At 59.4% G+C, this 21,103-nt stretch carries 23 protein-coding genes; 15 read left to right on the top strand and 8 right to left on the bottom strand.

The annotated features are described in order from the left end of the window. The 3 genes from hslU to hslV are packed head-to-tail and all read right to left on the bottom strand — an operon-like array spanning nucleotide 1 to nucleotide 2,385. Complete coding sequence (gene hslU, locus HF949_RS03180; RefSeq protein WP_292898262.1) at nucleotides 1–1,311, bottom strand: ATP-dependent protease ATPase subunit HslU; 1,311 nt, start codon at nucleotides 1,309–1,311, stop codon at nucleotides 1–3. Further along, the gene (locus HF949_RS03185) at nucleotides 1,308–1,847 is read right to left on the bottom strand and encodes a GNAT family N-acetyltransferase (protein WP_292898263.1); all 540 of its coding nucleotides are present in this window, start codon (nucleotides 1,845–1,847) and stop codon (nucleotides 1,308–1,310) included. The genes hslU and HF949_RS03185 overlap by 4 nt, the downstream gene beginning before the upstream one ends. Next, nucleotides 1,837–2,385: an ATP-dependent protease subunit HslV gene (gene hslV, locus HF949_RS03190; protein ID WP_292898264.1), complete on the bottom strand. Its 549-nt coding sequence runs from the start codon at nucleotides 2,383–2,385 to the stop codon at nucleotides 1,837–1,839. The genes HF949_RS03185 and hslV overlap by 11 nt, the downstream gene beginning before the upstream one ends. Nucleotides 2,386–2,553: 168 nt before the next feature. On the opposite strand from hslV, the gene hisB reads away from it, so the two are divergent. From hisB to hisA, 5 genes are all read left to right on the top strand, one after another. After that, nucleotides 2,554–3,162, top strand: coding sequence for an imidazoleglycerol-phosphate dehydratase HisB (gene hisB / locus HF949_RS03195; protein ID WP_292898265.1), 609 nt, complete (start codon nucleotides 2,554–2,556; stop codon nucleotides 3,160–3,162). A gap of 4 nt (nucleotides 3,163–3,166) precedes the next feature. Continuing rightward, a complete protein-coding gene (locus tag HF949_RS03200; RefSeq protein ID WP_292898266.1) occupies nucleotides 3,167–3,652 on the top strand; it encodes a DUF2628 domain-containing protein in 486 nt (161 codons plus the stop codon). 2 nt (nucleotides 3,653–3,654) lie between these two features. After that, on the top strand, nucleotides 3,655–4,305 hold the full coding sequence (hisH, locus tag HF949_RS03205) for an imidazole glycerol phosphate synthase subunit HisH (RefSeq protein ID WP_292898267.1): 651 nt from the start codon (nucleotides 3,655–3,657) through the stop codon (nucleotides 4,303–4,305). Nucleotides 4,306–4,922: 617 nt separating this feature from the next. Further along, a complete protein-coding gene (locus HF949_RS03210; protein ID WP_292898268.1) occupies nucleotides 4,923–5,213 on the top strand; it encodes a DUF1330 domain-containing protein in 291 nt (96 codons plus the stop codon). Nucleotides 5,214–5,216: 3 nt separating this feature from the next. Further along, nucleotides 5,217–5,948, top strand: a complete 732-nt coding sequence (hisA, locus tag HF949_RS03215) for a 1-(5-phosphoribosyl)-5-[(5-phosphoribosylamino)methylideneamino]imidazole-4-carboxamide isomerase (protein WP_292898269.1) — start codon at nucleotides 5,217–5,219, stop codon at nucleotides 5,946–5,948. 164 nt (nucleotides 5,949–6,112) lie between these two features. Here hisA and HF949_RS03220 read toward each other — a convergent pair whose 3' ends face one another. Next, on the bottom strand, nucleotides 6,113–6,859 hold the full coding sequence (locus tag HF949_RS03220) for a DUF3800 domain-containing protein (RefSeq protein ID WP_292898270.1): 747 nt from the start codon (nucleotides 6,857–6,859) through the stop codon (nucleotides 6,113–6,115). A 44-nt stretch (nucleotides 6,860–6,903) separates the two neighbouring features. Between HF949_RS03220 and hisF the strand changes: the two genes are divergently transcribed. The 3 genes from hisF (at nucleotide 6,904) to coaA (ending at nucleotide 9,083) form a co-directional block, all read left to right on the top strand. Then, nucleotides 6,904–7,704 (top strand): imidazole glycerol phosphate synthase subunit HisF, encoded by an 801-nt coding sequence (gene hisF / locus HF949_RS03225; protein ID WP_292898271.1) that lies wholly within the window; start codon nucleotides 6,904–6,906, stop codon nucleotides 7,702–7,704. Then, a complete protein-coding gene (locus HF949_RS03230; protein WP_292898272.1) occupies nucleotides 7,701–8,021 on the top strand; it encodes a phosphoribosyl-ATP diphosphatase in 321 nt (106 codons plus the stop codon). Before hisF ends, HF949_RS03230 begins: the two co-directional genes overlap by 4 nt. Before the next feature lie 102 nt (nucleotides 8,022–8,123). Then, on the top strand, nucleotides 8,124–9,083 hold the full coding sequence (coaA, locus tag HF949_RS03235) for a type I pantothenate kinase (protein ID WP_292899976.1): 960 nt from the start codon (nucleotides 8,124–8,126) through the stop codon (nucleotides 9,081–9,083). Here coaA and HF949_RS03240 read toward each other — a convergent pair. The 4 genes from HF949_RS03240 to HF949_RS03255 form a co-directional block, all read right to left on the bottom strand. After that, the gene (locus tag HF949_RS03240) at nucleotides 9,070–9,684 is read right to left on the bottom strand and encodes an alpha-ketoglutarate-dependent dioxygenase AlkB family protein (protein WP_292898273.1); all 615 of its coding nucleotides are present in this window, start codon (nucleotides 9,682–9,684) and stop codon (nucleotides 9,070–9,072) included. The two genes, coaA and HF949_RS03240, sit on opposite strands and share 14 nt — an antisense overlap. Before the next feature lie 167 nt (nucleotides 9,685–9,851). Then, nucleotides 9,852–10,307, bottom strand: a complete 456-nt coding sequence (lysM, locus tag HF949_RS03245) for a peptidoglycan-binding protein LysM (protein WP_292898274.1) — start codon at nucleotides 10,305–10,307, stop codon at nucleotides 9,852–9,854. A 120-nt stretch (nucleotides 10,308–10,427) separates the two neighbouring features. Beyond that, nucleotides 10,428–10,862, bottom strand: coding sequence for an alternative ribosome rescue aminoacyl-tRNA hydrolase ArfB (gene arfB / locus HF949_RS03250; RefSeq protein ID WP_292898275.1), 435 nt, complete (start codon nucleotides 10,860–10,862; stop codon nucleotides 10,428–10,430). 89 nt (nucleotides 10,863–10,951) lie between these two features. Further along, nucleotides 10,952–12,562, bottom strand: a complete 1,611-nt coding sequence (locus tag HF949_RS03255; RefSeq protein ID WP_292898276.1) for a phosphoenolpyruvate carboxykinase — start codon at nucleotides 12,560–12,562, stop codon at nucleotides 10,952–10,954. Between the two features lie 300 nt (nucleotides 12,563–12,862). Between HF949_RS03255 and HF949_RS03260 the strand changes: the two genes are divergently transcribed. From HF949_RS03260 to HF949_RS03290, 7 genes are all read left to right on the top strand, one after another. Next, nucleotides 12,863–13,564 carry a response regulator transcription factor gene (locus tag HF949_RS03260; protein ID WP_229450074.1) on the top strand — a complete coding sequence of 234 codons (702 nt, stop codon included), beginning with the start codon at nucleotides 12,863–12,865 and terminating at the stop codon, nucleotides 13,562–13,564. A gap of 59 nt (nucleotides 13,565–13,623) precedes the next feature. After that, entirely contained in the window at nucleotides 13,624–15,396 is a 1,773-nt protein-coding gene (locus tag HF949_RS03265) for a stimulus-sensing domain-containing protein (protein WP_292899978.1), read from the top strand. A 5-nt stretch (nucleotides 15,397–15,401) separates the two neighbouring features. Beyond that, a complete protein-coding gene (locus HF949_RS03270) occupies nucleotides 15,402–15,860 on the top strand; it encodes an HPr kinase/phosphorylase (protein WP_292898277.1) in 459 nt (152 codons plus the stop codon). 248 nt (nucleotides 15,861–16,108) lie between these two features. Then, nucleotides 16,109–16,510, top strand: coding sequence for a PTS sugar transporter subunit IIA (locus tag HF949_RS03275; RefSeq protein ID WP_292898278.1), 402 nt, complete (start codon nucleotides 16,109–16,111; stop codon nucleotides 16,508–16,510). After that, nucleotides 16,507–16,827 (top strand): HPr family phosphocarrier protein, encoded by a 321-nt coding sequence (locus tag HF949_RS03280; RefSeq protein ID WP_292898279.1) that lies wholly within the window; start codon nucleotides 16,507–16,509, stop codon nucleotides 16,825–16,827. The genes HF949_RS03275 and HF949_RS03280 overlap by 4 nt, the downstream gene beginning before the upstream one ends. Nucleotides 16,828–16,972: 145 nt before the next feature. Continuing rightward, complete coding sequence (ahcY, locus tag HF949_RS03285; RefSeq protein WP_292898280.1) at nucleotides 16,973–18,373, top strand: adenosylhomocysteinase; 1,401 nt, start codon at nucleotides 16,973–16,975, stop codon at nucleotides 18,371–18,373. Nucleotides 18,374–18,576: 203 nt separating this feature from the next. Next, entirely contained in the window at nucleotides 18,577–21,099 is a 2,523-nt protein-coding gene (locus tag HF949_RS03290) for a sensor histidine kinase (protein WP_404934100.1), read from the top strand. Nucleotides 21,100–21,103: the final 4 nt, after the last annotated feature.

Raw genomic sequence — 21,103 nt, forward strand, 5'->3', positions numbered from 1 at the left:
CTAGAGTATGAAGCGCGACAGGTCTGTGTTTCTGGCCAGATCGCCGACATTCTCGTCGACATAATCTGCATCGATCTTGAGTGCGCTACCCGAGCGGTCGGGCGCATCGAAAGATATCTCGTCGAGCACACGTTCCATCACCGTTTGCAACCGGCGGGCTCCGATGTTCTCGACGGTCGCGTTGAGATCGACAGCGATGGCCGCCAGCCGGTCGATGGCATCGTCAGTGAACTCCAGCGTCACGCCTTCCGTCTCCATCAGCGCCACATACTGCTTGATGAGGCTCGCTTCGGTTTCCGTCAGGATGCGGCGGAAATCGTCCTTCTCCAATGCCCGCAGTTCAACGCGGATCGGCAGCCTGCCCTGAAGCTCCGGCAGAAGATCCGATGGCTTGGAGACATGGAACGCACCGGAGGCGATGAAGAGGATGTGATCGGTCTTCACCGGCCCGTATTTTGTCGCAACCGTGGTGCCTTCCACCAGCGGAAGCAGATCGCGCTGTACACCTTCGCGCGAAACGCCCGCCCCCACGCCGCCCTCGCGGGTGGCGATCTTGTCAATCTCGTCGAGAAAGACGATGCCATCGTTCTGCGCCGATTCCAGAGCCCGCTGGGTCACTTCGTCCTGGTCAAGAAGCTTGTCGGATTCATCGGCGATCAGGAGTTCGTAGGATTCCTTGACCGTCGTCTTGCGCTTCTTGGTCTGCTGGCCGCCCATGGCCTTCTGCAGCATGTCGTTGATGTTCAGAACGCCGATATTGGCGCCCGGCATGCCGGGAAGCTCGAAACCGGGCATGCCCCCACCGGAATCGGAAACCTCCACCTCGATTTCCTTGTCGTCCAGCTCGCCACTGCGCAGCTTCTTGCGGAAACTGTCCTTTGTGGCCGGGCTTGCCGTTTTGCCAACCAGCGCTTCAAGAACCCGCTCTTCAGCGTTCATATGAGCCCGCGCCTTGACATTCTCGCGCATCTTCTCGCGTGTCAGCCCGATTGAAACCTCGACCAGGTCGCGGATGATCTGTTCCACATCGCGTCCGACATAGCCGACCTCGGTGAATTTCGTTGCCTCGACCTTCACAAACGGCGCACCGGCGAGCTTGGCCAGGCGTCTGGAAATTTCGGTCTTGCCGACGCCGGTGGGGCCGATCATGAGGATGTTCTTGGGCATCACCTCTTCGCGCAGCTTGGGTTCAAGCTGCTGCCGGCGCCAGCGATTGCGCAGCGCGATGGCCACGGCGCGCTTGGCATCCTTCTGGCCGATAATGTAGCGATCGAGTTCGGAAACGATCTCGCGCGGGGAAAATGTGGTCATGTGTCCGTCTCGTTGTTCTTGTCGTATTGCATGATGAGAGCGCTTCCGGAGCGTCCTTCGAGATGAGGAATCGGTCGGAAGCCCGCTTTCTCGTAGGCACGCACGGCACGGCTATTTTCGCGCTCCGGGTCGATCACGATGTTGGTATATCCCTTGCCCACAAGCCGATGGACCATCTGCTTCACCGAGCGGCTGCCGATACCTCTGGAAAGAAGCGCTTCTTCGCCGATAGACAAATCAACGCCCACGGCATCGTCCGGCAACTCGGCCACCCAGGGCTCATCCACAAGGATTTCGGGGCCCCTGTTGTCAGCTACAAACCAGTACTGGATGTAGCCAATGGGGTTCCCATCCAGAAGGATCAGAAAAGGCCGGGAGCTATCGCGCCCTTCCACCATATCGCGGATATACTCAAGCTCCGTCTCGGGTTCGCCCCACCATCGCCGCACGTGCGGCCGGTGGAGCCAGTCAAGCAGGAGCGGATAGTGCTCGGCCGTGACCGGGGTAAAGTCGATCTGCCCCGGGTCACTCGGCATCGAGCGTTTCCACCACGACATTGTCATTGGTGTAGATACAGATGGATGCGGCGATCTCCATCGCCCTACGGGCGATCTCTTCGGCGTCCTTGTCGGTGTCGGCCAGCGCACGCGCTGCGGCGAGTGCAAAATTGCCGCCGGAACCGATGGCCATGATGCCCCCTTCCGGCTCCAGCACGTCGCCATTGCCCGTCAGCGCCAGGGTGATGTTCTTGTCGGCGACCAGCATCATCGCTTCGAGCCGGCGCAGATAGCGGTCCGTACGCCAGTCCTTGGCCAGTTCCACACAGGCGCGCATCAGCTGCTCGGGATACTGTTCCAGTTTGGCCTCGAGCCGTTCGAGAAGGGTGAAGGCATCGGCCGTCGCTCCGGCAAAGCCGGCAATCACATTGCCCTTGCCGATGCGCCGCACCTTGCGCGCATTGCCCTTCATCACGGTATTGCCAAGGCTGACCTGCCCGTCCCCGGCAATCACCACCCTGCCGCCCTTGCGCACAGTGACGATTGTCGTGGCGTGCATGGAATTCTCGTTGCTCATCGCACACTCCTTTTCGTGCCGCCCGATAAGGCACGGCACCGTCAGAGCGAATATGTAAGTTCAACATCGTGGAATGCAAACGCGAGAGACGAGATTGGCGAGAGTGCTTGGCGCTGCCCGAACATGCTGCTAGAAGGCTGGCCTTCATGCAGCGCAAAGGGAAAGACCATGGCTTCCAGCAAGACGCGCACCGCCGAAATCAGCCGCAAGACCAATGAGACGGCCATTTCGGTCAAGGTTGATATTGATGGCGCCGGCCGCTTCGAGGTGGCCACCGGTGTGGGCTTTTTCGACCATATGCTGGAGCAGCTTTCCCGTCATTCGCTGATCGACATGACAGTGAAGGCCAAGGGCGATCTTCATATTGACGATCACCACACGGTGGAGGATTGCGGCATCGCGCTGGGCAAGGCGATCTCCGATGCGCTCGGCGAGCGGCGCGGCATTACCCGCTATGCTTCACTCGACCTTGCCATGGATGAATGTCTGACACGCGCGGCGATCGATGTGTCGGGGCGCCCCTTCCTTGTCTGGGATGTGGCGTTTCCGACCCAGAAGATCGGCACGTTCGACACCGAGCTGGTGCGTGAGTTCTTTCAGGCGCTGGCGCAGAACGCCGGCATCACCCTGCACGTGACCAATCACTACGGCGCCAACAGCCACCACATTGCCGAGACCTGTTTCAAGGCAGTGGCGCGTGTGCTGCGCACCGCCTGTGAGGCAGATCCGCGCCAGGGCAACGCGGTGCCCTCCACCAAGGGCAGCCTGAAGGGATAGGCCGATGGCAAGCTATATGGTGATGGAGCCGCCCGAGGGAGGTCCGGAACAGGCAATCCTCGTGCGCGATGGTTTTGCCCTGCTGGCCTTCATCATGCCGTTTCTCTGGTTTCTCTGGCATCGCATGTGGCTGGAAGCACTGGCGGCTCTTGCCGCCGCCCTTCTCATTGCCGCGCTGGGAACGCTGGAAGGCTGGTCTGCGCCTGCCACGGTCGCTTCGCTGTGCCTCTCGCTCTTTCTTGCCCTCGAGGCGCGCAATCTGCGCGTCGCCATGCTCACACGGCGCGGCTGGCGTGAATGGGGTGTGGTCGATGCGACAACCCGTGACGAGGCCGAGACCCGCTATATGGCCGGGCTCTTGTCCGACGAGCCGGAAGCCCGCAGGGAAACACCACTTCCCGCTCTCCGGGAAACGCCTGTTCCGGCAAGAGTTGCAGGCCGTGCCAGCGAACCGGCGCTCGGTCTCTTCACCTATCCTGGAGCGCGTTGACCATGAAGGTTGCGATCATCGACTACGGTTCGGGCAATCTGCGCTCGGCCGCAAAGGCCTTTGAGCGTGCCGCTCGTGAAAACGGCATAGCGGCGGAAATCGACGTGACTGCCGATGCCGATGCTGTGCGCACCGCCGACCGGGTCGTTCTGCCGGGCGTCGGTGCCTATGCGGACTGCCGGCATGGGCTCGATGCAGTACCCGGCATGGTCGAGGCGATAACGGATGTCGCCATCCACCAGGCGCGTCCCTTCCTCGGCATCTGCGTCGGCATGCAGCTCATGAGCGAGCGCGGGCTGGAGAAGACGGTCACGGACGGGCTTGGCTGGATCGCCGGAGATGTGGTCGAGATGACACCCTGCGACCCGGGACTGAAGATTCCACAGATCGGCTGGAACACGATTCACGTGAAACATTCGCACCCGGTCTTCGCGGGGATCCCCACCGGAGCGGACGGTTTGCACGCCTATTTCGTGCATTCCTATCACTTCGCCGCCCGCAATGAGGCCGAGATTCTCGCCACCGCTGACTATGGCGGGCCGATCACCGCAACGGTCGCGCGGGACAATCTAGTAGGCACGCAGTTCCACCCGGAAAAGAGCCAGGCGCTTGGCCTGGCCCTGATCGCCAATTTCCTTCGCTGGAGGCCTTAGAAACCCGGCAGCATCGGTTCCGAACCTGCCTGCCTCTGCAAGCGCATGAAGCGAGGCTGGTGCTTCTCGAATCTATCCTTAACTGGTTGATTCGGAAGCAGTCGTCGGAACACCTTGATAGCAGCTTCTTTACTGCCTGGACATTCTATCTCTTCCCATACCTCGTATAGGCGACGCGGGTCGACGTCGAAGCGTGCTTGAATGTCTCTTAGTTTCCAGCCGCAAGCCCTCAATACCCAGGACTTTACGGCGTCGGTATGTGTTAACTTGGCATGAGCCATTGCTCTTCTCCTTGGGAGGAAAATGCGGATGCCGGCCAAAGGAAGGAAGTTGACTGAGATTCAGCGATATGATTTGAAACTCCAGTAGGAAATATCCTATTGCCCTCGGCATCCAATTCGTTGCGGGCTTCAAAAAGCCGGGCCGGAATCCCGGCTTTTTGTATTTGGCGAATCGAGTCTTACGTAGGGAGCGTGAGGGAGTCCAGATTGGTTTAATGCAGATTAACAGCCGCTTATGCTTTTTGGGGATAAGTGGCCGAATGAGAATTGCAGCATCTATTCAAGTCGAACACCGCTGGATTCTTATTTTTCATTCTGAATCCCTTCCAAAAGTGCATGAACAAAAAAGGCTACTGGATCGCGCAGGTCGAGATCGCCGACCTCGAGGGCTACAGGAAATATATCGAAGCCAACGCTGTGGCCTTCGAGAAATACGGCGCGAAATTTCTGGTGCGGGGCGGGCAGTCGGTTGCGCCGGAGGAGCCGGCGGGCGATCGTCAGGTGGTCATCGAGTTCGCATCCTATGAGCAGGCACTCGCCTGTTACCACTCGCCGGAATACCAGCATGCGATCACATTCCGGCAACCCGTTTCAAGAGCCAGGCTCAGCATTATCGAAGGCGTCTGACACATGATCCTTTTTCCCGCCATTGACCTGAAAGACGGCCAGTGCGTTCGGCTCAAACTGGGCGACATGGACGAGGCGACGGTCTACAACACCGACCCCGCCGCCCAGGCCCGCAGTTTCGAAGAGCAGGGCTTTGAATGGCTGCATGTGGTCGACCTGAACGGCGCCTTCGCCGGCGCGAGCGTCAATGGCGATGCCGTCGAGGCGATCCTGAAAGCGACGAAAAACCCGGTACAGCTCGGTGGCGGCATCCGCACGCTCGCCCATATCGAGGCCTGGCTCGACAAGGGCCTGTCGCGCGTGATCCTCGGCACTGTCGCGGTGCGCGATCCCGATCTGGTGAAGGAAGCCTGCAGGGCGTTTCCGGGCAGGATCGCCGTCGGCATTGATGCGCGCGGCGGCAAGGTGGCCGTCGAAGGCTGGGCGGAAACATCCGATCTCTCGGCCATCGAACTCGCCCGCCGGTTCGAAGGCGCAGGCGTGGCTGCGATCATCTATACCGACATCGACCGCGACGGTGTTCTGACCGGGATCAACTGGGAATCGACCATCGAGCTTGCCGATGCCGTTTCCATCCCCGTAATCGCCTCTGGCGGCCTCGCCTCCCTCGCCGACATTGTGCGCATGACCATGCCCGACGCGGCGAAGCTCGAAGGCGCCATCTCCGGCCGCGCGCTTTATGACGGGCGGATTGATCCCGCAGAGGCGTTGAGAGTTCTGCAGAAGAACGGATAGAAGTCATTTTCTCAGCAAAAAGAATCACTTGCTTTGATTTCCATAAGCGATTGGAATCGCTCCTGTTTTCTTGACATTTTTGGGCGATGCCCTATATTGAGGTTAAATGGATTGGGGTTTCCCGGTCGGCGTCGGGCCTTGGAGTAATCCGAGGCCTTTCGCTTTTATGGCACGATGATGCCCTGGCTCGGTCGACTGTAACGTCGACCTCGATGGAGTTTGCCGCGGATCAATTCAAACGCCCGGTTTTTCTGATTTTTCCGGAAAATGCTTAATCCAATCGGGCGCGCTGTCAGATCGGCGATCTGCATTCCCGTCGAATTGGCCTTCTTGTCGCAAAAGACAATCTCAAATCGGTCCAATGGTAGGGAAAGATCGTTTTGGCCAGACACGATCCGGCGAAATTCGAGCTCCAGTTCTCCGTCTTCCTTGGCGCCGCGCTTTTCGAAAATGAAGTAGGTTCGCTTGCCAAATTGTCCATTTCGTTTCAGAAAACCGCACACATGCTGGAGACTGATGCGAAGGGAGATGGCGTAGGGATTCTCGGGAAAGAGATCCAGCTTCAGGTCCGGCTTGTAAATCACGGTGCTGAGGATTTTGAACGGCGCATTGGTGAGGCAGTCGGAAAGGTCGTCAAGAAAACTTTCCCTGACAACACGGTCGGTCAATATCCGGAAAGCGCCATTCTGTTTGCGGATGTCGTGCTCGTGAAGAATGATTGCATCGTGTCCGAAATATCGGAATTTCAGGGCCTGAAAACGGGGAACGATGCGGCTGCAATAGGTGGTTTTCTTGAAACCACAAAGAGATAAAGAAAATACGGGATAGGATGGATCGATGGATCTAAGGGAGTGATCGCCACTCTCATCGGCATAGAATATGTATTCGCTGTCAACAGATCGAGAATCCATCTGAGAAAACTAATGGAACTTAAAGTTGTGTGCAAAGTGAACAAATGACACTCAAAGCCCGCGTCATTCCCTGTCTCGATGTGAAGGACGGCCGCGTCGTCAAGGGCGTCAATTTCGTCGATCTGATCGATGCCGGCGATCCGGTGGAAGCGGCAAAAGCCTATGACGCCGCAGGTGCGGACGAACTCTGCTTCCTCGACATCACCGCCTCCAGCGACAACCGCGAGACGATCTTTGATGTCGTGGCGCGCACTGCCGAACAGTGCTTCATGCCGCTGACGGTGGGCGGTGGCGTGCGCGAGGTTTCCGACATCCGCAAACTTCTGCTCGCCGGAGCCGACAAGGTGTCGATCAACACAGCCGCGGTGAAGGATCCCGAGCTGGTGGCGCGCGCGGCAGACAAATTCGGCGATCAATGCATTGTTGTGGCGATAGACGCCAAGCAGGTCTCTGGTGAAGGGGAACCGCTGCGCTGGGAAATTTTCACCCATGGCGGGCGCACACCCACCGGCATTGATGCAGTGGAGTTCGCCCGAAAGGTAGTGGATCTCGGTGCCGGCGAAATCCTGCTTACTTCCATGGATCGCGATGGCACCAAGGCCGGCTACAATATCCCGCTGACGCGCGCCGTGGCCGATGCGGTGCGCGCGCCGGTGATCGCCTCGGGTGGAGTGGGCACGCTCGATCACCTGGTCGAAGGCGTGCGCGATGGGCATGCGAGCGCCGTGCTGGCCGCCTCGATCTTTCATTTCGGCACCTACACGATCGGCGAGGCCAAGGCGCATATGGCCGCCGCCGGCATTCCCATGCGGCTCGATCCCGCGCAGACCCCGGAGCAGGCATGAGCCAGTTCGACCTCACCCGCCTGGAAGCGATCATCGCCGAGCGCGCGCGTTCAGGTGACGAAAATTCATGGACGGCCAGGCTGTTTTCCAAAGGCACGTCAAAGGCTGCACAAAAGCTTGGCGAAGAAGCTGTTGAAACGGTGATTGCCGCTGTTTCGCACGACAGGCATGAGCTCGTTTCCGAAAGCGCCGATCTTCTTTATCATTGGTTGGTGGTTCTGGCTCTTGAGGGAGTCTCGCTTGATGAGGTGATGTCCGAGCTCGAGCGTCGCACGGCGCGCACGGGTGTTGAGGAAAAGGCATCCCGAAAGGGATAGATCGTTTCTGCGCAGGATGGCATCATCTGGCACATGAGCGATAGCCAGAGATCCCGGAGGGCGAAGACAGCCATGGCGGCGAGGAAGGGGGCCGCGAATTTCATGGACCAGCTTGTCTCAGGGGAGAAATATTCCCCCTATCGCATTTTCACGGCGGAAAACTGGGCGAAGTTTCGCGCCGACACGCCACTCACCCTGACCGAGGACGAGGTTCGGCGGTTGCGTTCGCTGAACGACCCCGTCGATCTGGAAGAAGTGCGCCGGATATATCTGTCCATGTCGCGGCTTCTTTCGGCTCATGTGGAGGCCACGCAGCTTCTGTTTCGCCAAAGACAGGCGTTTTTTGACAGCCAGGACGTAGTGAAATCACCCTTCATCATCGGCATCGCCGGCTCGGTGGCGGTCGGCAAGTCAACAACTGCCCGCGTTCTGCAGGAACTGCTCGCTCGCTGGCCTTCCAGCCCGAAAGTGGATCTGGTGACAACGGACGGTTTTCTCTATCCCAACGAAATTCTGCGGCGCGACAACCTCATGGAGCGGAAGGGATTCCCGGAAAGCTACGACCTTGGCGCGGTGCTGCGGTTTTTGTCTGCGATCAAGGCGGGGTTGCCAAACGTTCAGGCGCCGCTCTATTCACACCTTACCTATGACGTTCTGCCGGGCGAATTTCGCACCATCGACCGACCGGATATTCTGATTTTCGAAGGGATCAATGTCCTGCAGACACGCGATCTGCCGCAGGATGGAACAGCGGTTCCGGTTGTTTCGGACTTTTTTGATTTCTCGATTTACATCGACGCGCCGGAAGACCTGATTCATCAATGGTATGTGGACCGCTTCATGCGGCTGCGCGAAACAGCGTTCCAGAACCCCCAGTCGTTCTTTCACCGCTACGCAGCACTAAAACCCAATGCGGCGCTCGCAATTGCAGAACAGCTCTGGGAGAACATCAATCTCAAGAATCTGCGCGAGAATATTCTTCCCACCAGGCCGCGTGCCGACCTCATTCTGCGCAAGGGCGCCAACCATTTGACGGAAGAGGTTGCGCTCAGGAAGCTGTAACGCGTCGCAGGGTCAGATTGATGCGACCTGGTGCTGAGAGCAGCGTGGACGTGCCCGGATAGATGCGGTCGACCCCGTGAAAGGCAAGTCGACCTGCCCCGCCGAGCACCACCACATCGCCGGACTGGAGCCTGACTGACAGGGTTTTGTCGCTGCGTTTTGTTCCACCGACACGAAAGAGACAGGCATCGCCGAGGGATACTGAGATCACAGGTGCTGCGAAAGCTTCCTCATCGCGATCCTGATGCAGGCCCATCTTTGCCCCTTCGGTATAGTGGTTGACAAGGCAGGCTTCAGGCGGAGCGGGAAATTCCGCGACCTCGTTCCAAAGTGCAAGAAGCCGTGCCGGGATGGCAGGCCAGGGCTTCCCGGTGACAGGGTGCGTCTCCTGATACCGGTATCCGCGTTCCTTGTCCGTAACCCAGCCGAGCACTCCGCAATTGGTCATGCGGACACTCATTTCCTTGCCGGTCCGCGGCATGGCCGGCACGAACAGCGGCGCCTCGCGCACCACGGCGCGTATCTCGCCGAGCAGCGCCTCCTGTGCCGAGCGGTCGAGATATTCGGGCAGGTGGATCACGCCTTCGGTGAGGGTGGGCAATCAAATCTCCTTGCATCGAGTAAGGTGCATGATGCGCCGTTGCATAGATGGAGTGCGTGGTTCGACACGCTCACCACGCAGACAGCCTCGCGTAGGAAACTTACGCCTGCAAACGAAAAACGGCGACCCGAAAGCCGCCGTCTCATGCCAGATCATGACAGGTGCGATCACGCCTCGGCGAGATCGGGAATGCGCAGCACCTGGCCGGGATAGATCTTGTCCGGATCGTCAAGCATGGGCTTGTTGGCCTCGAAGATGACGGTGTATTTCGCACCTTTGCCCTTGCCGTAATTGGCCTCGGCAATCTTCCAGAGATTGTCGCCTTTTTTCACGGTGTAGAAGACCGGTGCCTTTGCCTCGGCTGAAGCGACCTTGAGCTCGCCAGCCTCCACCTTGGAAATGCCGAGCGTGTTGCCGACCGCGACAACAGCCTTTTCAAAAGCCGACTGATCAGCCACCTCACCTTTGAGAACGACCTTGTCACCTTCCACGACCACATCGACCCTGTCGGTTCCGAGCTTGTGGGAATCGAGTTCTTTCTTCAGTTCGTCCGCTGCTGGTGGCTCTTCGTCCACCATGCCGAGCTTCTTGCCGACTGATTTGACAAAATCGAAAATGCCCATGGAAATGTCTCCGGTTAGAATTCGCTGATATTTGACGTGTATCAGCCCAAAATTTCAACTGCAAAACAGTCACTGGGCATAAGTTACGGTAGCAGGTCCGCCGGCGAGACTGTGACAATCTCAATCGAAACTGATTTTCCCGCGTAGTTTCTTGACCGATGAACGACCGGCTTTGGCCTTCAACCGGCGTTCTATCGCGGAACGAGAGGGTTTGGTCTTCTTGCGGGGTCTGGGTGGGGGTTCGGCGGCGCGGGTCAGAAGTTGGGTCAGCCGATCGCGTGCGTCGGCGCGATTCAGTTCCTGGGTGCGGTAGCGGCCTGCCTCAATTACGACCTCGCCTTCTTTGGTGGCACGGCTTCCTGCGAGCTCCAGAACCTTTTCCCGCACGCGCTGCGGTAGGCCGCGTGCTGCCCTTGCGTTGAAACGCAGCTGCACGGCGGTTGCCACCTTGTTGACGTTCTGACCGCCGGGACCGGAGGACCGGATAAACTGTTCTTCCAGCTCGTCCTCGAAAACCGTCATACCGTCCCTGATATTGAGGTCGCCCTCGGCCATCGCTCCTGTCCGCCATAATGAAAAGGCCCGGTCTTGGAGACCGGGCCTGAACATGCGCATTCAGCCAGTGGGATGCAAGCGTGCTGGTGCTATTCTGCGGCTTGTGCCATCTGCGGTGCCGCTTCGCGCACGGTGGCATCCACATGCGTTTCGAACTTTTCGAAATTGTCGATGAACATGCCGACGAGCCGGCGTGCCTGCGCATCGTAGGCTGCTTTGTCAGCCCAGGTGGAGCGCGGATCCAGCACGTTGCTTTCGATGCCCGGTACCGCCACAGGCACGGCGAAGCCGAAATGCGGGTCGGTCCGGAATTCCGCGTCGTTCAGCTCACCGCTTAATGCTGCGTTGAGCAGGCCCCGCGTCACCTTGATTGGCATACGATTGCCGACACCATACGCACCGCCGGTCCAGCCCGTGTTGACCAGCCAGCAGTCGACACCGTGACGGGCGATCAGATCGCGCAGCAGGTTCCCGTATTCGGAAGGATGACGCGGCATGAAGGGTGCCCCGAAACAGGTGGAGAAGGTGGCCTCGGGTTCCGTCACGCCCTTTTCGGTTCCGGCCACTTTTGCGGTGTAACCCGACAGGAAGTGATACATGGCCTGGGCAGGGGTGAGTTTGGCGATAGGCGGCAGAACACCGAAAGCATCCGCTGTCAGCATGATGATGTTGCTTGGATGACCGCTACGACCGGTTTCGCTTGCGTTCGGGATGAAGTGCAGCGGATAGGCGCAGCGCGTGTTTTCGGTCAGTCTGCCATCGTCAAAATCCGGCCGGCGCTCTTCATCCAGAACCACATTCTCCAGAACCGTGCCGAAACGGCGCGTGGTGGCAAAGATTTCCGGCTCGGCCTCTTCAGAAAGGCGTATCGTCTTGGCGTAGCAGCCGCCCTCGAAGTTGAAGAGGCCCGTTTCGCCCCAGCCATGCTCGTCGTCGCCGATCAGCGTCCGTGACGGATCCGCCGAAAGCGTGGTCTTGCCGGTACCCGAGAGGCCGAAGAACACGGCGGCATCGCCATCCGGTCCGACATTGGCCGAGCAGTGCATCGGCATCACGCCCTTTGCCGGCAGAATGTAGTTGAGGGCGGTGAAGACCGACTTTTTCATTTCGCCCGCATAGGAGGTACCGCCGATCAGAACGATATTGCGGGTCAGATCCACGGCGATGATGGTTTCCGTACGGCAGCCATGACGCTCCGGGTCGGCGCGGAAGGACGGCAGATCGATGATCGTCATCTCCGGCACGAAGGAGGCGAGCGCCTCCACCTCGGGCCGCAGGAGCAGATTGCGGATGAACAGCGAATGCCATGCATATTCCGTGATGACGCGCACGGGCAGGCTGTTTTCGGGATCGGCTCCGCCGACGAGATCCTGCACAAACAGATCGCGGTCGGCTGCATGGGCGATGAAATCGGCGTGAAGCGTCTCGAAATGCGCCGATGACATGGGCTTGTTGTTGTCCCACCAGACCGCATCTTCCGTCTCGGCGGTACGCACGACGAACTTGTCCTTGGCGGAGCGGCCCGTGTGCTGGCCGGTTTCCGCGACCAGGGCACCATCTGCGGTGAGTTTCGCCTCCCCGCGGCGGATCGCCTCCTCATAAAGCGCAGCCGGCTGAAAATTATAATGGACGGCACCCGTCGTTTTCAGACCATTGCTGTCGATCCCGCAAGCCGGGTTGCGCATGCCGGTTTCGTTCATCGTAACCACCAGATTTCCCTTGAGATGCCTGTCCGCGCAGGCGATCCAAGCTGAAAACACAAATAAGCAAGAGATATCAAACCATTAATCGATTTAAATTTTTTAAAATCGTTTAAATCGTTTAAATCGGGTTGGATTCGACCAGTATTTGCACAGCTTCGCAGCGTCGGGAGGTGTCATGAGAAGCACCCGTGTGACACGGGGGGCTTTATATGCCACATTTTGTACCCAATTTGTCCTGCATCTGCACAGCCGACCGATGCAGATAGGGACGACATGCCCATGAGGGAGCCGCTGGATATGGCAACAATCGCGCTTGTCGATGACGACCGCAACATTCTCACCTCCGTTTCCATTGCACTGGAATCGGAAGGCTATCGGGTCGAAACCTATACGGATGGAGTTTCGGCGCTGGAAGGACTTGGTGCCCGTCCACCCAATCTCGCGATTCTCGATATCAAGATGCCGCGGATGGATGGCATGGAGCTTCTGCGCCGACTGCGCCAGAAGAGCGATGTGCCGGTAATCTTCCTGACTTCCAAGGATGACGAGATCGACGAACTTTTCGGCCTCAAGATGGGCGCCGACGATTTCGTCCGCAAACCGTTCTCGCAGCGCCTTCTGGTTGAGCGGGTCCGGGCAGTTCTGCGCCGCGCGAGCAATCGCGAAACCGCTGCAAAGACGCCGGGCAAGCAGTCGCAATCGCTGGAACGCGGACAGCTCGTCATGGATCAGGAACGCCATACCTGCACGTGGAAGGGCCAGCCGGTCACGCTCACCGTCACGGAGTTCCTGATCCTGCATTCTCTGGCCCAGCGTCCAGGCGTGGTGAAGAGCCGCGATGCGCTGATGGATTCAGCCTATGACGAGCAGGTGTACGTGGACGACCGCACCATCGACAGCCACATCAAGCGCCTGCGCAAGAAGTTCAAGGCAGTTGACGGCGAGTTCGACATGATCGAAACGCTCTATGGCGTAGGTTATCGCTTCCGCGAGATCTAGACCTTGGGATCATCCCGGAGATGCGGTTGCCCGGCGCGCGCGTCGGCAAGACAGTGGCGATGAGTGCAGAAGCAGACAAGACGGAGCGGCGGTCCTCGAAGGCCGCACGTCCAGCGGGTCAGCCCTTTCTGGGTCGGCTTGCCGTGCCGCTGCGTCGTCTTTTCGGCCACTATGTATTCTCCAGCCTCACACGGCGTATCCTGTTTCTCAATCTCGCTGGCCTTGGCGTTCTGGTGGTCGGCGTTCTCTATCTGAATGAGTTTCGCGAAGAGCTGATCAGCGCTCGCGTCGAGAGCCTGATGACCCAGGGCGAGATTATCGCTGGCGCCATCGCCAGCTCTGCCGAGGTGGAGACCGATTCCATCCTTGTGGATCCCGACAAGCTGCTCGAGCTGCAGGCGGGGCAAAGCCTTCCGCCGCGAGGCGACCAGTTGGAGAGCCTTGATTTCCCGATCAATCCGGAACGTGTAGCCCCTCTTTTGCGAAGGCTCATACCGCAAACCCGCACCCGTGCCCGCATCTATGATCCGGATGCCAACCTGCTGCTGGATTCCCAGTATCTCGGACAGGTTCTTCGCTACGAATTGCCGTCTATAGAGGATGACGATGCGAGCATTTTCGATCAGGTCTGGCAGCGGATAAAAGAGATTTTCCGTCGCCGGGATCTGCCGGTTTACAAAGAGCAGCCGGGAGGCAGCGGCGTGGCCTATCCCGAGGTGATGCGGGCACTCACCGGCACCACCAACCACGTGGTGCGCGTCAGCGAACAGGGCGAGCAGATTGTCTCCGTTGCAGTACCGATTCAGCGCTTCCGGGCTGTCCTCGGCGTGTTGCTTCTGTCGACGCAGGGTGGAGATATCGACAAGATCGTGGCTGCCGAGCGCAAGGCCATTCTGCGCGTTTTCTTTGTGGCTGCTCTGGTCACAGCCATCCTGTCCCTGCTTCTTGCTTCCACCATTGCAAACCCGCTGCGGCGGCTGTCTGCGGCAGCGGTGCGGGTGCGTCGTGGTGCGCGGTCACGAGAGGAAATTCCCGACTTTTCCCATCGCCAGGATGAGATCGGCAATTTGTCCTCGGCTCTGCGCGATATGACCAAGGCGCTCTATGCGCGCATTGATGCCATCGAAAGCTTCGCTGCCGACGTGGCCCATGAGCTCAAAAATCCGTTGACCTCGTTGGGCAGCGCCGTTGAAACGCTTCCGCTTGCCAAAGACGAGCGCTCACGCGAGCGGCTTCTGGAAATCATCCAGCACGATGTGCGGCGGCTGGACCGTTTGATCACCGACATTTCCGACGCCTCGCGCCTTGACGCCGAGCTTTCCCGCGAGGATGCAGACCGTGTGGAACTAAAGCAGTTCGTTGGCGATCTGGTCGGAGCGATCCGTGAGGCAGGCTCGACAAAGAAGCCCGTGGAGATAACCTTTACGGCCGAACCGAAGGGTGAAACCGAGACGGCCTATCTCATCCAGGGGCACGATCTGCGTCTCGGGCAGGTGATCACAAATCTCATCGAGAATGCTCGTTCCTTCGTGCCGGAAAAGACGGGACGGATTGATGTACGCCTGTCGCGCGCCGGCAAGCGCATCATCCTCACCGTGGAAGACAATGGGCCGGGGATTCGCGTGGAAAATATCGATCGGATTTTTGAGCGATTCTACACGGATCGTCCGGCCGGTGAAGCGTTTGGCCAAAACTCCGGCCTTGGTCTTTCGATCAGTCGCCAGATCATCGAAGCGCATGGCGGCACATTGACGGCGGAGAACATCGCCGGGGCGAAGCCTGGTGACATCAAGGGCGCCCGCTTCATTGTGGCTCTGCCCGCCGAGACCTGACCGAAATGCCCAACTGCCACGCCACCGCCATTGTCGTCGCCGGAACCGGAATACTGGTCGAGGGTCACTCGGGCAGCGGCAAGACGATGCTCGCTCTGGAGGCCCTCGCCTTTTTCCAGGCGGCAGGCATCTTTGCAGCCTTTGTTTCAGACGATCAGGTCTGCCTCTCGGCACGAAACGGGCGTCTCGTCGCACGCACGCCTCGTTCCATCGCCGGGTTGGCCGAAGCGCGCGGTCTGGGGCCGGCAAGGCTGGACCATGTGCCGGCTACGGTCATCGATCTTGCCATTCTTCTGGTCGATGAGCAAAAGGCGCCACGCATCTCCGAGGAAACGGAGATTGTCCGCGAGGGCATTGCGATTCCGTGCGTGGTATTGCCGCAACGGCAGGCACGAAGGGCGGTCCATGCCATTGCCGCAACCCTGCAATTGCCGCCTTTTGGTCCGGGTTGCACCGCCGTTTGAACTTTATTTAGGCGAATCGCCGCAGTTTTGGGCTTGTCAACGGCCTGTGCGTTGACAAGATAGCGCTCTTGCCATGGGGCAGGACGAGACTGGGGCGTTTCCGGTCCTGTCTCCAACAGGGGTGGACCATCAGGGTCCGAACGCTAAGTGAAGAAAAACCGGATAAACGGGCAGGCCCGTGAAGCCAGTGGATGGAGTGAACGCGTGACAGGCTCGAGCGCAAAACCAAGCATTCGGATGATGTGCCGATGATCGGGCTCGTCTTGGTGACGCATGGCCAGCTGGCCGAGGAATTCCGCCACGCTGTGGAGCATGTGGTGGGCCATCAGGAAAACCTGGAAACGGTTTCCATCGGCGCCGAGGACGACATGGAGCAGCGCCGCCGCGACATTGTCGATGCGGTTGCTCGGGCAGACACCGGTTCGGGCGTGATCATTCTCACCGACATGTTCGGTGGAACGCCCTCCAACCTCGCGATTTCGGTGATGGACGCGGGCCGTGTCGAGGTGATAGCGGGCGTAAATCTGCCCATGCTCATCAAGCTCTCTTCCGCACGCGCCAATGACGACATGGCGCAGGCGCTTGATGAGGCGCAGGCGGCCGGTCGCAAATACATCAATGTCGCAAGCCAGGTACTGAGCGGAAAATGACCGGGGCCCAGGCAAACGATATCTCTGCGCGGACGCGGCCTTCGGAAGCGTTGACGCGCGAGTTCAGCATCGTCAACCAGCGCGGCCTTCACGCGCGGGCGTCGGCCAAGTTCGTGCAGATGGTGGAAAGCCACGATGCTGATGTCGAGGTCGAGAAAGACGGCATCACCGTGGGCGGTACCTCCATCATGGGGCTGATGATGCTCGCCGCGAGTCCGGGCTGCAAGATCCGCGTGAGCGCCAGCGGCCCGGAGGCGGAAGCACTGCTCGACGCCCTGCAGACCCTCATTGCAGAGCGCTTCGGTGAGGAGTGTTGAGGCTTATGTAGTCTCACACATGCACGAATAAAGATTTCTTTATGTCCATTGTGAGCGGCGGCGTGATCTGGTAGTCAGACACCAGCATTCGCGCCCGGCTTGCTGCTCGTGGCGCCCGGATTCATGAAAATCGGAGAGTACACCAATGAGCGCTGACAAGGATTATGTGGTCGCTGACATTTCTCTGGCCGACTGGGGCCGCAAGGAAATCGAGATCGCGGAGACGGAAATGCCGGGCCTGATGGCCTGCCGCGAGGAGTTTGGCACCGAGCAGCCGCTCAAGGGCGCGCGCATCTCCGGCTCGCTGCACATGACGATCCAGACCGCCGTTCTTATCGAGACGCTGAAGGCGCTCGGCGCGGATGTGCGCTGGGCCTCCTGCAACATTTTCTCCACCCAGGACCATGCCGCTGCAGCAATTGCAGAGAGCGGCACGCCGGTGTTCGCCGTCAAGGGTGAGACGCTTGAAGAGTACTGGACCTACACGGACCAGATCTTCCAGTGGAGCGATGGCGAGCCCTCCAACATGATCCTGGATGATGGCGGCGACGCCACCATGTACATTCTGATCGGCGCCCGCGCTGAGGCCGGTGAGGACGTTTTGTCCAACCCGGGCAGCGAGGAAGAAGAAGTCCTGTTCGCGCAGATCAAGAAGCGCATGGCTGAAACCCCGGGCTTCTTCGCGCGCCAGAAGGCAGCCATCAAGGGCGTGACAGAAGAAACCACGACCGGTGTGAACCGCCTCTATCAGCTCCAGAAGAAGGGCCTCCTTCCCTTCCCGGCAATCAATGTCAATGATTCCGTGACCAAGTCGAAATTCGACAACAAGTATGGCTGTAAGGAATCGCTGGTCGACGGCATCCGTCGCGCTACCGACGTGATGATGGCCGGCAAGGTGGCCGTGGTTTGCGGCTATGGCGATGTCGGCAAGGGCTCGGCCCAGTCGCTGGCGGGTGCCGGTGCGCGCGTGAAGGTCACGGAAGTCGATCCGATCTGTGCCCTTCAGGCTGCCATGGACGGTTTCGAGGTGGTCACGCTCGATGACGCCGCCCCCACCGCCGACATCGTTATCACGACGACCGGCAACAAGGACGTCATCACCATCGATCACATGCGCAAGATGAAAGACATGGCGATCGTCGGCAATATCGGCCATTTCGACAACGAGATTCAGGTCGCGGCGCTGCGCAATCTCAAATGGACGAACATCAAGCCGCAGGTGGACATGATCACCTTCCCGGACAACAAGCGGATGATCCTCCTGTCCGAAGGCCGTCTTCTCAATCTTGGCAACGCCACGGGCCACCCGAGCTTCGTCATGTCTGCTTCCTTCACCAATCAGGTGCTGGCGCAGATCGAGCTCTTTGTGCGCGGCGATCAGTACAAGAACGAGGTCTATGTCCTCCCGAAGCATCTCGACGAAAAGGTCGCGCGCCTGCATCTCGACAAACTGGGCGCTCAACTGACCACACTTTCGGAAGAACAGGCCTCCTATATCGGTGTCACACCGCAGGGGCCGTTCAAGCCGGAACACTACCGCTATTAAGTAAAGTTAACTAAGACACAATATATTGATACCGGGCCATTGACTTTTGGCCCGGTATTATTTTTGTCGCGTGCCCTTCTTCACGGCGATTCGCTCACGCGGTACAGTGCTGTGATTCGCGAGGCGGCTGACCTTCCGGGCTGCGGGCCTGGCGAAAGGAAGGGGCGGTCTTGCCAGATCATGCGGCGGAGAAGGAACAAGACATGCCGGGGCTGGACCCGCTGAACGGCGGATCTACAGGCCCTAGGGGCCGACAGCGCAAAGCAGGCATCGTGCGGGGGCTGATGCGGTTACTGACGCTGACGACTGGTGTGGCAGTGCCTTCCGTGGCCGCCGCGCAGGCGACTGCGCAACTTGCACCGGGCATATCGGTCACCGCTGTCGAGGTCATCCAGATCGCGGTCTTTGCCGGCGTCATGGGCGCAGCATTTCTCTCTGCCATATGGTTGATCCGCCAACGCGCCCGCATCGCGTCTGAAAATCTCGAACTGCGCGCGCGGATTGCTGAGTTGAGTGGCGCACTCGGCCGCTCCGAGGCTCTCCTCAATCTGAAGGATCAGCGTGCGGTCGTCTGGGGCGGCGGTTCGGACAAGCCGGCGATTGTAGGCGATCTTCCACCTGGATGCGGTGCGCCGGACGAGCGTTCCGCATTCCTGGCGTTTGGGCGGTGGATGATGCCGCGTTCCGCCTCTGCGCTCGACCGCGCGCTCGCCACTCTGCGCGAGACCGGAGAAAACTTTGACCTGACCATCGAAACCAGATCCGGCACGATGCTGGAGGCTCAGGGGCGCAAATCCGCGCAGCACACGGTTCTGCGGTTCGTCTCGCTTGCCGGCGTGCGTGAAGAACATGCACGTCTTCAGCTTGAGCAGGATAATCTGTTGTCTGAACGTGCCACGCTTCTGGGTCTGCTCGATGCGCTCGACATGCCGTTCTGGCTGCGCGACAAGGCAGGACAACTGGCCTGGGTAAACCGTGCGTTTACCGGTGCGGTGGATGCCGCCACGGGTGATGCGGTTCTGCGCGAACAGGTTGAGTTCCTGCCCATGTCGGCGCGGGAGGAAATCATCAGCCGTCACCGCGAGGCCAATGAGGTGTTCCGGCAATCCTTGTCCGCCGTTGTTCATGGCGAGCGGCGGGTTTTTGCTGTCACCGATTACGCTGGCGGGCACGGCTCGGCGGGCATTGCTGCCGACATCAGCGAAGTGGAAACGATCCGTCGGGAATTTGAGAGCACGGTCCAGAGCCACTCCGACACGCTCGATCAACTCACCACAGCGGTGGCGATTTTCGACGAAAACCAGAAGCTGCGCTTCTTCAATCAGTCGTTCCAGAAGCTCTGGGACCTCGATACGCCCTTTCTTGAGAGCAGACCTGACAACGCATTGTTGCTCGACCGGCTGCGCAGCGAAGGCACGCTGGCCGAACAGCCCGAATGGCGGCGCTGGAAGGAAGGCCTCCTGTCCGCCTATCGCAGCATGAAGCCACAGGAACACTGGTGGCACCTGCCTGACGGACGCACGATCCGCGTGATCGCCAATCCGCAACCCAAGGGTGGCGTGACCTGGGTTTTCGAGAATTTGACGGAAAAGTTCGATCTGGAGAGCCGCTACAATGCGGCGATGCGCGTTCAGGGCGAAACGCTGGACAATCTCACCGAAGGCGTCGCGGTGTTCGGGCCGGATGGGCGTCTGCGCCTTTCCAATCCCGCATTCCAGCGCATCTGGAACCTGCCGGACCAGCTTGTCACGCCCGAGGCGCACATTGCCGATATTCGAGCGGTGTGCGACCCGCTGGCCAAGGAAAGCCCGTGGCACAGCTTCGTCGCGTCGGTCACCGGGTTCGATGACGAGCGGCGCAGCCAGCATGGTCAGGTGGAGCTCTCAAACGGTTCCGTACTGAGCCATGCCACGATTCCGCTGCCCAACGGCCAGGTGATGATAACCTTTGTCGACATGACCGACAGCGTGAATGTGGAACGCGCGTTGAAGGAAAAGAACGACGCGCTGCAGAAGGCAGACAAGCTCAAGAACGATTTCGTGCAGCATGTTTCCTATGAACTACGCTCACCGCTGACCAACATCATCGGCTTTACCGAACTCCTGAACCTTCCGGAAACGGGTCCGCTCAATCAGAAGCAGCGTGAGTATCTGGATCACATAGGGTCCTCATCCTCCGTGCTGCTCACTGTCGTGAACGACATTCTCGACCTTGCGACGGTTGACGCGGGCATCATGGAACTGGAGATCGGAGAGGTCCGGGTCGGCGACATGGTGGAGGCTGCGGCCGGGCTCATTTCCGAGCGCCTGCGCGAGCACCAGATCCGCCTCGACGTGCAGATGGACGATGGCGCACTCGTTTTCCATGCAGACGAAAACCGTGTGCGGCAGGTGCTGTTCAACCTGCTCTCCAATGCGGCCAATTACGCGCCCGAACACAGCACAATCCGCCTTTCTGCGCGGCAATATGACGACGCGGTGGAATTCAGCGTCCATGATGATGGGCCGGGCATGGCACCCGATGTGCTTGAAACCATCTTCAAACGTTTCGAACCGCATGTTAATGGCGGCCGCAGACGTGGTGCGGGGCTTGGCCTCTCCATCGTCAAGAGCTTCGTTGAGCTGCATGGCGGCTCGGTTCACATCGACACGGGCGAAGGGCGCGGAACCACGGTAACCTGCCGGTTCCCCTCCGCGCCGACACAGGCGCGGGTCGCCGCAGAGTAGCCAA

Origin of the sequence: Nitratireductor sp. (assembly GCF_017794765.1) — a bacterium.
Classification (GTDB): domain Bacteria; phylum Pseudomonadota; class Alphaproteobacteria; order Rhizobiales; family Rhizobiaceae; genus Nitratireductor.

Bases quoted from the DNA above. Each gene is read 5' to 3' on its own strand.
- hisF (WP_292898271.1), top strand. From the start codon at position 6,904: ATGACACTCAAAGCCCGCGTCATTCCCTGTCTCGATGTGAAGGACGGC.
- HF949_RS03260 (WP_229450074.1), top strand. From the start codon at position 12,863: ATGGCAACAATCGCGCTTGTCGATGACGACCGCAACATTCTCACCTCC.
- hisH (WP_292898267.1), top strand. From the start codon at position 3,655: ATGAAGGTTGCGATCATCGACTACGGTTCGGGCAATCTGCGCTCGGCC.
- HF949_RS03185 (WP_292898263.1), bottom strand. From the start codon at position 1,847: ATGCCGAGTGACCCGGGGCAGATCGACTTTACCCCGGTCACGGCCGAG.
- coaA (WP_292899976.1), top strand. From the start codon at position 8,124: ATGGACCAGCTTGTCTCAGGGGAGAAATATTCCCCCTATCGCATTTTC.
- HF949_RS03255 (WP_292898276.1), bottom strand. From the start codon at position 12,562: ATGAACGAAACCGGCATGCGCAACCCGGCTTGCGGGATCGACAGCAAT.
- HF949_RS03290 (WP_404934100.1), top strand. From the start codon at position 18,577: ATGCCGGGGCTGGACCCGCTGAACGGCGGATCTACAGGCCCTAGGGGC.
- HF949_RS03270 (WP_292898277.1), top strand. From the start codon at position 15,402: ATGCCCAACTGCCACGCCACCGCCATTGTCGTCGCCGGAACCGGAATA.
- hisA (WP_292898269.1), top strand. From the start codon at position 5,217: ATGATCCTTTTTCCCGCCATTGACCTGAAAGACGGCCAGTGCGTTCGG.
- hslV (WP_292898264.1), bottom strand. From the start codon at position 2,385: ATGAGCAACGAGAATTCCATGCACGCCACGACAATCGTCACTGTGCGC.
- HF949_RS03220 (WP_292898270.1), bottom strand. From the start codon at position 6,859: ATGGATTCTCGATCTGTTGACAGCGAATACATATTCTATGCCGATGAG.
- HF949_RS03275 (WP_292898278.1), top strand. From the start codon at position 16,109: ATGATCGGGCTCGTCTTGGTGACGCATGGCCAGCTGGCCGAGGAATTC.
- hslU (WP_292898262.1), bottom strand. From the start codon at position 1,311: ATGACCACATTTTCCCCGCGCGAGATCGTTTCCGAACTCGATCGCTAC.
- HF949_RS03200 (WP_292898266.1), top strand. From the start codon at position 3,167: ATGGCAAGCTATATGGTGATGGAGCCGCCCGAGGGAGGTCCGGAACAG.
- HF949_RS03280 (WP_292898279.1), top strand. From the start codon at position 16,507: ATGACCGGGGCCCAGGCAAACGATATCTCTGCGCGGACGCGGCCTTCG.
- ahcY (WP_292898280.1), top strand. From the start codon at position 16,973: ATGAGCGCTGACAAGGATTATGTGGTCGCTGACATTTCTCTGGCCGAC.
- arfB (WP_292898275.1), bottom strand. From the start codon at position 10,862: ATGGCCGAGGGCGACCTCAATATCAGGGACGGTATGACGGTTTTCGAG.
- hisB (WP_292898265.1), top strand. From the start codon at position 2,554: ATGGCTTCCAGCAAGACGCGCACCGCCGAAATCAGCCGCAAGACCAAT.
- HF949_RS03230 (WP_292898272.1), top strand. From the start codon at position 7,701: ATGAGCCAGTTCGACCTCACCCGCCTGGAAGCGATCATCGCCGAGCGC.
- HF949_RS03265 (WP_292899978.1), top strand. From the start codon at position 13,624: ATGAGTGCAGAAGCAGACAAGACGGAGCGGCGGTCCTCGAAGGCCGCA.
- HF949_RS03210 (WP_292898268.1), top strand. From the start codon at position 4,923: ATGAACAAAAAAGGCTACTGGATCGCGCAGGTCGAGATCGCCGACCTC.
- lysM (WP_292898274.1), bottom strand. From the start codon at position 10,307: ATGGGCATTTTCGATTTTGTCAAATCAGTCGGCAAGAAGCTCGGCATG.